General features: G+C 49.9%; 9 protein-coding genes. All 9 read left to right on the top strand.

Annotated features, from left to right (window positions below):
• Positions 1-208 precede the first annotated feature (208 nt).
• The 9 genes from IPN95_31385 to IPN95_31345 all read left to right on the top strand — a co-directional run bounded on the left by IPN95_31385 (position 209) and on the right by IPN95_31345 (position 11,706).
• Positions 209-1,090 (top strand): UDP-2,3-diacylglucosamine diphosphatase, encoded by an 882-nt coding sequence (locus tag IPN95_31385; protein ID MBK9453820.1) that lies wholly within the window; start codon positions 209-211, stop codon positions 1,088-1,090.
• Positions 1,091-1,521: 431 nt separating this feature from the next.
• Entirely contained in the window at positions 1,522-1,878 is a 357-nt protein-coding gene (locus tag IPN95_31380; protein ID MBK9453819.1) for a T9SS type A sorting domain-containing protein, read from the top strand.
• Positions 1,879-2,129: 251 nt separating this feature from the next.
• Positions 2,130-3,494 (top strand): dihydropyrimidinase, encoded by a 1,365-nt coding sequence (gene hydA / locus IPN95_31375; protein ID MBK9453818.1) that lies wholly within the window; start codon positions 2,130-2,132, stop codon positions 3,492-3,494.
• A gap of 144 nt (positions 3,495-3,638) precedes the next feature.
• Complete coding sequence (locus IPN95_31370) at positions 3,639-4,658, top strand: ChbG/HpnK family deacetylase (protein MBK9453817.1); 1,020 nt, start codon at positions 3,639-3,641, stop codon at positions 4,656-4,658.
• Positions 4,659-4,769: 111 nt separating this feature from the next.
• Positions 4,770-5,735 carry a GNAT family N-acetyltransferase gene (locus tag IPN95_31365; GenBank protein ID MBK9453816.1) on the top strand — a complete coding sequence of 322 codons (966 nt, stop codon included), beginning with the start codon at positions 4,770-4,772 and terminating at the stop codon, positions 5,733-5,735.
• Between the two features lie 163 nt (positions 5,736-5,898).
• Entirely contained in the window at positions 5,899-8,067 is a 2,169-nt protein-coding gene (locus IPN95_31360) for an alpha-glucosidase (GenBank protein MBK9453815.1), read from the top strand.
• Between the two features lie 227 nt (positions 8,068-8,294).
• Complete coding sequence (locus IPN95_31355) at positions 8,295-9,224, top strand: hypothetical protein (GenBank protein ID MBK9453814.1); 930 nt, start codon at positions 8,295-8,297, stop codon at positions 9,222-9,224.
• Positions 9,225-9,423: 199 nt separating this feature from the next.
• Positions 9,424-10,290: an acyltransferase gene (locus IPN95_31350; GenBank protein ID MBK9453813.1), complete on the top strand. Its 867-nt coding sequence runs from the start codon at positions 9,424-9,426 to the stop codon at positions 10,288-10,290.
• Between the two features lie 93 nt (positions 10,291-10,383).
• Entirely contained in the window at positions 10,384-11,706 is a 1,323-nt protein-coding gene (locus IPN95_31345) for an FAD-dependent oxidoreductase (protein MBK9453812.1), read from the top strand.
• Positions 11,707-11,718 lie beyond the last annotated feature (12 nt).

Raw genomic sequence — 11,718 nt, 5'->3', positions numbered from 1 at the left:
GCCCAAAAACTACGTACCCGCCGGTTGGACCGCGAACCTCAGGAACTAGAGGCTGCTAAAATTGAGATGAAATTCCCAAGGAGAAAAAACACAGCATCGTACGCAATATCCTGCCTTGCAAAATCATGAACATTGCATCAAATCGGGGTTTTCCTATTATCTGTCGCGGTGAATCAGGCTACTTTTGCACCAAAATATGGAAAGCAAGATGAAAAATCACGAACAGGAAGCCACCACAACAAAACGCCGGGTCGATTTGGTCGTCATTTCTGATGTTCATCTTGGAACTTATGGTTGCCATGCGACGGAATTGCTGCGGTATTTGGAGAGTATTGAGCCGAAGGAAGTGATCCTCAACGGGGACATTATCGACATCTGGCAATTCAGCAAACGTTATTGGCCGGATAGCCACATGGCTGTTTTGAAACACCTGTTGGGTTGGGTCGTAGCGGGGATTCCGGTTCACTACTTGACTGGCAACCACGACGAAATGTTGCGGCGCTTTGCGGGAATGACGATGGGTTCTTTTCAACTGAGCAATAAATATGTCAAGACATTTGAGAATGGGGATCGCGCCTGGTTTTTTCATGGGGATGTCTTTGATGTGACGATGCGGCATAGCAAATGGCTCGCGAAGCTTGGCGGGACGGGCTATGACTTGCTGATCCTGCTCAACCGTGCTGTCAACTATCTGATGGTCAGATTGGGGCGCGGCAAATTCAGTCTTTCGAAGAAAATTAAAAATTCGGTGAAGGGTGCTGTCAGTCATATCAGCAATTTTGAAGAGACGGTGGCTGACATGGCGATTTTTCACGGGCATGAATTTGTGGTTTGCGGGCATATCCATCAGCCGGTCATTCGTGAGATGGAAACACAAAATGGACGCGTAGTCTATTTGAATTCAGGTGATTGGGTGGAGAATTTGACTGCTTTGGAATATCATGCGGGTGCATGGTCCATTTTCCAGTATGAAGAGGCCGCGGAATTGCATTTGACGGACGATGCGGAGCGGGTGATGATGGCGAGCGACAAGGTGCTGTTTGAAGAATTGTGGAAGGAGTTCCAGATGATGGTGCCGGCGGGGCGGTAATTGGCTTCTGATCTTGCGCTGAGTTTTGGCCACGAAGACACGAAGACACCAAGCCCCGCCCCGAACATTTACCGCTGAGTTTTGGCCACCAAGGCACGAAGACACCAAGCCCCGCCCCGAACATTTACCGCTGAGTTTTGGCCACGAAGGCACGAAGACACCAAGCCCCGCCCCGAACATTTACCGCTGTATTCTGGCCACGAAGACACGAAGACACCAAGCCCCGCCCCGAATATTTACCGCTGTATTCTGAATTCATTTTCAAACATTTCCGTTGCACCCAACAGGAAACTCAATCTGTAATTCCACCAACAAACCCGCCGATTGAAGCGTAATATTTAACAGAAAATTAGGAAGAAATCGACCTGCAATTTCATACGCCGCCCTAAGTTTGCAGCGTGATCAAGCACTCAATATATCTTGTAAATATTATGAAACGAAAGATTCGATTATCCCAATTTCTGAGCCTTTTGCTCCTTGTATTGTGCGCATCCACTGCGCTCGCAAAGGTTGCAGACCCTGGAAAATCGCGTTCCAATGAGCTTCGCAGCTGCCAACGGGTACATCATGGTGGATTTGCCCAAACGCAAGTGGAAACAAGGGCTTTCACAGAAGCCGAGGTAAATATCGAAAACGTAGACGGCAGTTTTCAATTGTCGCAACAAATTGTGCTCAATCCGGGAAACAACGTTTTGAAGTTCCGGATTGCTGAAATTCCTGCGGGAGCCTACTTCGTTCGGGTAAACGTCGAGGGCTATACGAAAGCCTTTACGATGGTTGTGAAATAATCGCCAATTGCCTGCCTCAGGCAAGTTCATACAGTGTTAATGTCCAAAGTTCACGTTCTTTTCAAGGGGATGGCATGATAGTCGCCACCTAAATTCCAGCCAAATGCCTCGGATGTTCCGGGGCATTTGTGCTTTTGGAACGATGCTCCCCATGCAGCATCAACCCCATCGCCGCACCATCCAAAAATCGACATCGCAATTGCATCCGATCAAAAAACTCCCCATATTCACCCCAAGAAAGTCTGAACAACATGGGAATTCTGATCCGGAACGGGAATATTTTTACTGCCACCGACAATTTCATCGGGGATGTCTATATCGAAGGGGAAACCGTGGTAGCGGTCGGCCAAAACCTGCCTTATACAGCGGACCGCGTCATTGATGCGACAGGAAAATTCGTATTTCCAGGTGGAATTGACCCGCATGTGCACCTCGACATGCCGTTTATGGGAACGTACAGCAGCGACAATTACGAGACGGGTACGCGGGCGGCATTGCATGGCGGCACGACGATGGTGATCGATTTTGTCTTGCAAACGCAGGGAAAATCCTTCCGAAGTGCGCTCGAGGAATGGCAGGGCCGTTCCAATGGCAACGCTTTTGGCGATTACAGTTTCCACATGGCGGTGACGGATTTCAACGATGAGACGGCCAAGGAAATTCCAGGCATGATCAAGGAGGAAGGCATCACGAGCTTCAAAACCTTCATGGCCTACAAAGGCGCCTTGATGATCGACGACGGACAAATGGTCGGGTTGATGCGGGTGGTCAAGGAAAATGGCGGATTGGTTACCGTCCATGCCACCAATGGTGATATGATCGACCACTTGATCGCCAAGCACCGTTCGCAGGGACATTTGAGTCCGCTGTACCATTATTTGAGTCAGCCGGAAGTAACGGAGGCCGAGGCAAGCGGACGGTTTACAGACATGGCGGAATATACAGGTTGCCAAGGCTATATTGTGCACATGACCTGCGAAGGCGCGCTCAATGCGGTCAGGCGGAGCACATTGCGCAATCAGCGTGTGCATGTGGAAACCTGTATTCAATATTTGATCTTGGATGCGGGCTTGTACGAAGGTGGATTCGAAGGCGCAAAATGGGTCATGAGTCCGCCGCTGCGGCAAAAAAAGGATCAGGTCAATCTTTGGGCCGGACTGAACCAAGGTTTGGTGCAAGTGGTGGGAACCGACCATTGCCCATTTATGTGGGAACAGAAAAAGATGGGCCTGCATGACTTCAGCAAAATCCCGAATGGCCACCCTGCGATTGAGCACCGTATGGAATTGTTGTTCAGCGAAGGTGTGCGCACGGGAAAAATTTCGATGAACAAATATGTGGAGGTGACGAGCACGAATGCCGCCAAGATCTTCGGCATGTTCCCCAAAAAGGGCACGATTGCACCGGGTTCGGATGCGGATATTGTGATCTTCGACCCGAAGAAGGAACATACGTTGGGCGTGGCTTCCCATCACATGCATGTGGACTACAGCGCCTACGAAGGCTGGAAAGTCACCGGAAAAACGGAAACGGTCCTCCTGCGCGGGCAAGTGGCCATTGAAGACGGGGAAGTGAAGGTCGCAAAGGGGTATGGGCAGTTTGTGAAGCGGAAGTAAACGGAACCCAATAAGCATTTACAGATTGCAATTGGCAAAATAAGCCAAAAACAGTGTCCATTGGCCCATTCTCAGCTTGTGATTCCCTACAATTGCTGTTGATTTGTACATGGGTAAGCGTTTGTTGCGATCATGTTGAGGCCAATGTTGTTGAAAAAGGCACCTCCCCTTTCCAAAAGGGATTGGCTGCGGATTCAATCGGAATTCGCGACTTATCCCTTTTTGCAGCTCAAGAACATCGAACCCTATCCTGAAACGCGTTATTTGATCTTGACAGCCGACGATTTTTGCTGCGCTCGTTGCATCGATGCAGGTTCGATGCTGGGGTTTTCCCAGGGCATCGTGAATACGTTCACCGCCATGACGACCTTTTCCGGTGCCGCGGAGACGATTCGGCAAGCAACAGCCACATATCCCAAGCTCAATATCGGCGTTCACTTGAACATCACCTCGGGTTATCCGCTTTCGCCCAAGGAGAGCATCCCGACCTTGTTGGACAAAGACGCACAATTCTACAAGATCCAACGTATCATGGCGCGGCTGAAACGGATGTCGCTGACTGAATTGGAAATAGAATTGCGCGCACAAATCGAGGAATTTCTAAAGTCAGGGGCAAGGCTTGACCATTTGAGTTATCAGTACAATATTTTGGCCTTGTATGCACCATTTTTTGAAGTGGTGATGCAATTGGCCAAGGATTACGGTGTCCCGGTACGGAATCCGATTGCGCATTCGATGCTGGACAAAACAACCTTCAAAAAGCCTGGAACACAAGTCGTAGGGCGGAAGCTAGCGCGCAATTTCATCTTGCGCCATCCCGTAAAGGCCGTCCGCATTGCCCGGCATTTCAAATCCGAATGGATGCTTGAACGATTGCAACAATTGAAGGAAAGGGAAATCAAACACCCCGACCATTTGATTGATTATTTTTACGGGAATCCTACGTCACAAAATATGTTGGACATTCTCAACCACCTGCCACCGGGCACTTCGGAGTTGATGCTTCACCTCGGCCAAAATTGTCATCCCAAGGAATTGGGCAAGGGCATCGACAAACATTATCTCCCCTACCGCGAGCAGGAAACGGCGATCGTCACCCGTGAATTCCTGCGACCCTTTCTGGAAAAGAAAAATATCCAGGTGATTTCATTTTCGGATTTGTAAGGGTGGATGAGTCGGCGGGGAAATGCCAATTGCCTTTTCCAACACTTCTTTTCTCCCCAGAATTTATACTTTTGCCTTGGTGGGCAACGAAAATGTCCAACGGCTTGAAACATGAATGCACTCACAGCTCAACAGGTGAAGGAAATCGCGGAACGTTTAGATTCGCATGAACGTTGCTTCATCGATCCCATCACCGGGGAAGTCGCATTTTGGTTGAATTTCGACTCTGGAGATTTCGATGAAAAGGAATATTTCAGCAGTATTGGCGGCGAAGAAGGCAAGGTGGAGAAGGCCCGCTACAAGAAGGCACTCAAGACTTGGAAGGAAATCGAACCCTTGGACAGCCGCGAAGATTATGCCGTAATGGAAGCCTTTGTGGAATCTCTCAGCGATTCTGCTGTCCAGGATCGCTTGTGGAAAGCACTTCGTAGCAGTAAGCCATTCGCCAAATTCAGGTACGAAATAGACAATTCCGGGAAATACCGCCAACAATGGTTTACATTCCAATTGCAACAGAACATCATTGCTGTGCAGGCCCAATTGAGGATGTATAAAATTGAATTCGAAGCAGTTGCAAAAACCACCTCCCAAGAAACATCCGTGGACACCGAGAAGCCGCCCATCCCTAGCCACATCCAAGTGCAACGGCTGGGCAGGAACGATGCAGAGGCTCTCCGCGCGCTGACATTCCTGTTTCAAGAAGTCTTTGAGAACGAAACTCCACCGACCGCTAGCCTTTCCTATTTGTCAAAATTGCTCTTCAGCGAAATGCTCGTCGTGTACAATGTCTATTGCGACAATGAATTGGCGGGTGGACTCACAGCCTATGTCCTACATTGTTACCGCAATCAGGAAAAGGAACTTTTCCTTTATGACATTGCCGTCAGGCAGAAATATCAGCGTCAAGGACTAGGAATGAAGCTCTTGCGGGCGCTTCAAAATTATGCGAAGAAAAATGGATTCCGTGCGGTTTTTGTGGCTGCGGATGTCGAAGATCAACATGCCTTGGACTTTTACCGAGCTGCAGGTGGAATAGCGTCTGATGTCCAGCATTTTACATTTCAGACTTCGTTTTGAATACGCTCCACACGAATGCCTGCCTTTTTGCCCCTTTGCTGCGATGCAGGTCAGGGGTCCGGAACCGAACCCAAAACCGGCGAATCATCATTCCTTCGCGTACGGTGGTCGGCGAAAAAGTGGTCATGATCAATGGTATCGTTCAGCGAAATCCAGTTTAAAAATGCACTTGTCAAATTACAATATCAAGCTTGGTATACTGGCATTTCTGGCAATCCTGTTGGCAGCAAGGTCGGAAGTTTCTGCGCAAATCCAAGTGCGTCAAACGAGCGCCGAATTGTCCTTTTGGTTGCCGGGAAAAAGCCAACCTGCGATCGCATTTCCTTTGGGAGAAGATTGGCTGATTGCTGCGGATGGGAAATCATCCATCAAACAGCGAATGGGTTCCTTCAAGTTGAAAGATCACCTGCTGAAGCCATTTCGGTTTGACGCCATTGACTCGGTGGTGACCCATTCGGGGCGTGCAATCACCGTTTTTATCCAGCTTGCGAATGGAAAAACCAAGATGCAGGCAAAAATGCTGGTGACGCATCCGACCGAAGACCACTTGCAGCTCAAGGTTCTGCCCGTCGCCGAATCGCCTACAACCGACCGCTTGATCCTGCGTTACGTTCAATCTTCGGCAGCCCATATCTTCGGCGGCGGAGAACAATTCAGCCACCTCAATTTGCAGGGACACAAGGTTCCGATGATTGTCGAGGAAAACGGAATCGGACGCGGCGACCCCAAAATCACGCCTTTCACACGGTTGGCGGGTGTGGCCGGAAATGAATTTTCGACCTATTGCCCGATTCCGTTTTACATGACGACCGAAGGCAAGGGAATTGCGGTGACAGGCGGAAGCCCTTCGCAGCTGGATTTCAGCAAACCCGATCGCGTGGAAATTGATGCGATGGAGGCAAGCCTCACGCTCGTCATCTGGCAAAAGCCGCAACCTTTGGATATTTTGGAGGCCTTCAGCACGATCAACGGGCGATTTCCCATTTTGCCGGACTGGGCTTGGGGGACATGGTTGGGCATTCAAGGCGGTGCAAAACAGGTGGATGAACGCGTCGCCCGCTTGCAGGCGTTTGGCTGTAAATTGGCCGCAATTTGGATCCAAGACTGGGTCGGAAAGCGGCAAACGCAATTCGGAAGTCGCTTGCAATGGCATTGGGAAGCTGATACGGTGCAATATCCGCGGATCCAACAATGGATAACGGCCAAAAACGCTGCCGGAATCAAAGTCTTGGGTTATATCAATCCGTTTTTGAAAGCTGAAAGCCATTGGGCGGATTCATTGGCGCAGTTTCTGGTCAAAGACATTCAAGGTCTTCCGCGACTGTTCCCGGTGGGTGGTTTCGATGCTTTTCAATTCGAATTGCACGATCCGGCGACCCGCAAAATGTTGTCCGAGATGATTCGCAAGAACATGATCGACATTGGTTTTTCTGGATGGATGGCTGATTTTGCCGAATGGTACCCGGTCGCATCCGATTCCAAAGGCAACAAGGCAAAGCACGAAGGCAGTATTGCAGCGCACAATGATTATCCCATTCGCTGGCAACAAGTCAACCGCATGGCGATCGAAAGCACGGGGCATCCCGAAGATTATGTTTATTTCAGCCGCTCCGGATATTTAGGTGCAGGACAATATGCATCGACATATTGGGCGGGCGACCAAATGACATCCTGGGGCGAAAACGACGGACTTCCCTCGGCCGTCACTGCCATGATTTCCTCCGGAATGAGTGGAATCGCCATCAACCACAGCGATCTCGGCGGCTATACCAATGTTTCCAACGGCATGCTGCACATCGACCGAAGTTTCATCCTGATGGAGCGATGGGCCGAATTTGCGGCCTTCACGCCCATTTTTCGGACGCACGAAGGATTGCTGAAACGCGACGACCAAGTCTGGGGACTGACAAAACCGCATCCCGGATTTTTGCGCATGGCCAAAGCCCATGATGCCTTAGGGGATTATTTGAAAGCCCTCAATGTCGAAGCGCATGAAAAAGGCTGGCCGATGATCCGACATTTGTGGCTGCATTATCCGGAGGATCCCAATGTACTTGATTTGAAATACGAATATCTCTTGGGGCGTGACATCCTGGTGATTCCGAATGTATGGTTGCACACCACCAAGGATCCAGAAAAAGTGAAAGTCCCAGCCTATTTTCCGGAAGGCGAATGGGAGCATTTGATCCGGAGCAATATACAGGTCAAAGGTCCACAATCCTTGGAGGTCACCGCTTGGATGGGCTGCCCGGCAGTGTACATTCGGAGTGACAGCAAATGGAAGGAAAGTCTGCAAAGTGCGATCGCCAAGGCGTTTGCGGAAAAGCTTTGAGGAAAACGTTGTTAAACAAAATCTGAACCGTTCGACGACAGAGACGCCGAATGCTGGGGAAATCATTCCAGTTGCAACGTTCACCCACAATATCGGTCACAGACCTCAATACAATTCCAGCAGCAGCTATCGACCGTATGGAATTCCAGTGTTGGATGGCCGAGTTTCATGCTGTTGTTGAATTGCATTCTCTTGCCTTTGAATGGGAAAATACATAGCCTTGGAATATGAAAACATCGCGCTGGCTTTTTGTCGGGGTTCTGTTCTTGCTGCTTTGCACGGGATGCAGCCATCGTCAGCGTCCGAAAAGCCTCGAAACGAAGGCGGTGATGACCATTCAATGGAAAAATGGTCCATCCCGCGAGATCAATCTGAACACGGTCAGCAACCAATTGACCCGTGAGGAGCTGCGGCAACATGGCGATTCCGGGACGATTCGCACGGAATTGGAGTATTCCATTTGTTACCACAGCGACTATTCGAAGGGCAATTTCGATGCTGAAGGGAAATTGTGGTGCAGCGTGGATTTTGTTGCAACTGATCGCAAGGGACTCATCTTTTCGAATCCGCAAGCCTCTCCCATCGACACGTTGCCGGATGACTTTTTTATGGTTCCGTGGGTGCATCAATGGATGGACGAAACTACGTTCAAAGCAATATTTTTCGAACTCAAACTTTGCGCGATCGGGCGCGGCGAATGGTTGGTGAATCCAAAGGATAGCAATACCGTGCTTTCCAGTCCCCTGCCTGACTTTTTCTACACTTGTTCGCAACCCGATTACGCTCAATACCTTGTGGGAATCGATGACGAAATTCCCGATGCGGGCGACACGCTGACCCTCAACGGCCGCAAGCAATTTTCCGAGGAATGGTTTGTTGCCAATGATTTCCGGTTCGCCGGCATGGCCAATGCCGATTGGATTTACAAGCTCCAAATCAAAGTTCATGGTCCCAATGGCACACCTTCATCCAATACGATCGAAAGATTACAGCAACTCGCTGTCAATCAAATCAATGAGCTCATCATACATCGAGCGTATACGGAAAACAACATCGATGAAAGCCACCTGATGGATCCGTTACCCAATCCGTATCATGAAGGTCCACTCCGTGATGGATTTGTCACATTGCGGTTTGTCAAACCCGCTGATCTGTAGGGCGAGCGATTGACCTTCAGCGATTGCACGAACCAAACCCCTTGACCATGAACCATTCCGCATGGAGGAATCCGAATCCTGCACGGAAAGGGCGAATCGCACTTGCTTTTCTCCCAAATTCCTCCAATCTTCCATTTTGATAGTGTATGGAGCAAAAATTTGCTTCCCAAAATCGATCATTTGAAAAGATAGAAGATATATGCCTAGAAAAGTAAAATCCGGACTCATCCAAATGAGTCTTCCCATGACCGAAGGCGAAGGTTCGATTGAGCAAATCGTCGAGGCGATGTACGAGAAACACATTCCCTACATCGAGAAGGCAGGTCAGGAAGGGGTCCAAATCCTCTGTTTGCAAGAGATTTTCAATACGCCCTATTTCTGCCCCGGTCAGGACAAACTTTGGTATGCAAGTGCCGAAGCTGTGCCGGGTCCGACCACGGAACGGCTTGCCGTTTATGCCAAAAAATACGGCATGGTCATCGTGGTGCCTGTGTATGAAAAGGAAAGCGCGGGCTTTCTTTACAATACCGCGGCCGTGATCGATGCCGATGGCAAATACCTCGGCAAATACCGCAAAAACCATATCCCGCATACGAGCGGATTTTGGGAGAAATTTTTCTTCAAACCCGGCAATCTTGGTTATCCCGTTTTTCAAACGGCGTATGCCAAGGTGGGGGTATATATTTGTTATGACCGCCACTTCCCGGATGGTGCCCGCTGCCTCGGTTTGAACGGCGCGGAAATCGTGTACAACCCGAGTGCCACCGTCGCAGGCTTGAGCCAATATCTCTGGAAACTTGAGCAACCCGCGCATGCTGCCGCGAACGGTTATTTCATGGGATGCATCAACCGTGTCGGCACTGAAAAACCCTGGAATCTGGGCAAATTCTACGGCACAAGCTATTTTGTCGATCCACGCGGCCAGATTTTTGCACAAGCAAGCGAAGACAATGATGAATTGCTCGTCGCCGAATTTGACCTCGACATGATCGAGGAAGTGCGTTCCACATGGCAGTTTTTCAGGGATCGCAGGCCGGAAACTTATGGGAAATTGACGGAGCTGTAATGCGTAGTGAGCAGTTAGCAAGTAGCAGTTAGCAGTTCGAAAGAATGCTGTAAACTGCTAATTGCTAACCGCTAATTGCTAACTGAGTATATGATGGGAGAATTCAAAACACCACAAAATGAGGCTGAGTTTGAGCAAAATTTTGCGCAACTGAAGCCGCTTATGAATGCCACGGAGGCTTATTATGAAAGCAGCCGTTGCCTGTTTTGTTATGATGCACCTTGTGTGAACGCCTGCCCTACGGGGATTGACATTCCGCTTTTCATCCGGCAGATCAATACGGGCAATTTGGATGGCGCGGCCAAGACAATTTACGAAAGCAATTTCTTTGGTCATGCCTGCGGCAAGGTCTGTCCGACGGAGGTCCTCTGCGAAGGTAGCTGCGTTTACAATCATCAGGATGTCAAGCCCTTGGAGATCGGTCGTTTGCAGGCCCATGCAACTTCCGCGGCCATTGCGGCCAATAAGAAATTGTTTGATTTGGCTCCTTCGAATGGCAAAAAAGTTGCGGTCATCGGGGCCGGTCCGTCTGGCATTGCTTGTGCCTGCGAATTGCGGTTGCTGGGTTATGAAGTTGATGTTTTCGAAGCCAAAGCTCAGCCTTCCGGATTGACGGTTTACGGTGTCGCACCCTACAAAATCACGAATGCCGAGGCACTCGACGAAATGGCCTATTTGCAAGCGCAATTTGGTTATCGTGTGTATTACGAATCACCGATTGAGGCTCCCGAGGATTTCGAGCGCCTGGAGCGTGGCTACAATGCGATATTCCTGGGAATCGGTCTTGGGAAAACGCGTGCTTTGGGATTGAAGGGTGAAAATTTGCCCGGCGTGACCGGCGCAACCGAATTCATTGAGCACCTGCGCTTTGCGCATTCGGATGTACACATTCCCGAGCGCGTGGTCGTGATCGGGGGTGGTAATACGGCCATGGACGCTGCAAGCGAAAGCGCGCGCTTGGGCGCATCGGAAGTGACCCTCGCCTACCGCCGCCCCAAAGCCGACATGGGCGCTTATGAATTCGAATACGACCTCGCGAAAGGTGTCGGCGTGCGTGGCTTATTTTCTGCCCAACCCGTTGAAATTGTTGGAAATGTAAAGGCGGAAGGCGTCAAATTCATTCGGACGGAAGTCGTGGATGGCCAAGTCAAGGAAATTGCAGGTTCGGAATTTGTAGTGTCTTGCGACATGGTGATTTTGGCAACGGGACAAGAAAAACAGAAGTCGCTTTTGTCACAAATTAAGGGCGAATTGTTTGACGGAAGCGGCAAAATCAAGGTGAATGCGCATGGTCAGTGCGTCAATCCGCAGTATTTTGCGGGCGGCGATGCCGTCAATGGCGGCGCTGAGGTCGTGAATGCCGCAGCCGAAGGCAAGGCGGCGGCGAAAGGGATACATTCTATATTCATGAAATAAAATCCATTGTCC

This window comes from Bacteroidota bacterium (genome assembly GCA_016718825.1).
Lineage (GTDB): Bacteria > Bacteroidota > Bacteroidia > J057 > JADKCL01 > JADKCL01.
Note: the sequence above shows the minus strand (reverse complement) of the source record. Positions and strands in the feature narration are given on the sequence as shown.

What these genes read in the sequence shown, in the direction of transcription:
- IPN95_31380 (MBK9453819.1), top strand. Translation starts at nt 1,522, where the DNA reads ATGAAACGAAAGATTCGATTATCCCAATTTCTGAGCCTTTTGCTCCTT.
- IPN95_31345 (MBK9453812.1), top strand. Translation starts at nt 10,384, where the DNA reads ATGGGAGAATTCAAAACACCACAAAATGAGGCTGAGTTTGAGCAAAAT.
- IPN95_31350 (MBK9453813.1), top strand. Translation starts at nt 9,424, where the DNA reads ATGCCTAGAAAAGTAAAATCCGGACTCATCCAAATGAGTCTTCCCATG.
- IPN95_31355 (MBK9453814.1), top strand. Translation starts at nt 8,295, where the DNA reads ATGAAAACATCGCGCTGGCTTTTTGTCGGGGTTCTGTTCTTGCTGCTT.
- IPN95_31385 (MBK9453820.1), top strand. Translation starts at nt 209, where the DNA reads ATGAAAAATCACGAACAGGAAGCCACCACAACAAAACGCCGGGTCGAT.
- IPN95_31365 (MBK9453816.1), top strand. Translation starts at nt 4,770, where the DNA reads ATGAATGCACTCACAGCTCAACAGGTGAAGGAAATCGCGGAACGTTTA.
- hydA (MBK9453818.1), top strand. Translation starts at nt 2,130, where the DNA reads ATGGGAATTCTGATCCGGAACGGGAATATTTTTACTGCCACCGACAAT.
- IPN95_31360 (MBK9453815.1), top strand. Translation starts at nt 5,899, where the DNA reads ATGCACTTGTCAAATTACAATATCAAGCTTGGTATACTGGCATTTCTG.
- IPN95_31370 (MBK9453817.1), top strand. Translation starts at nt 3,639, where the DNA reads ATGTTGTTGAAAAAGGCACCTCCCCTTTCCAAAAGGGATTGGCTGCGG.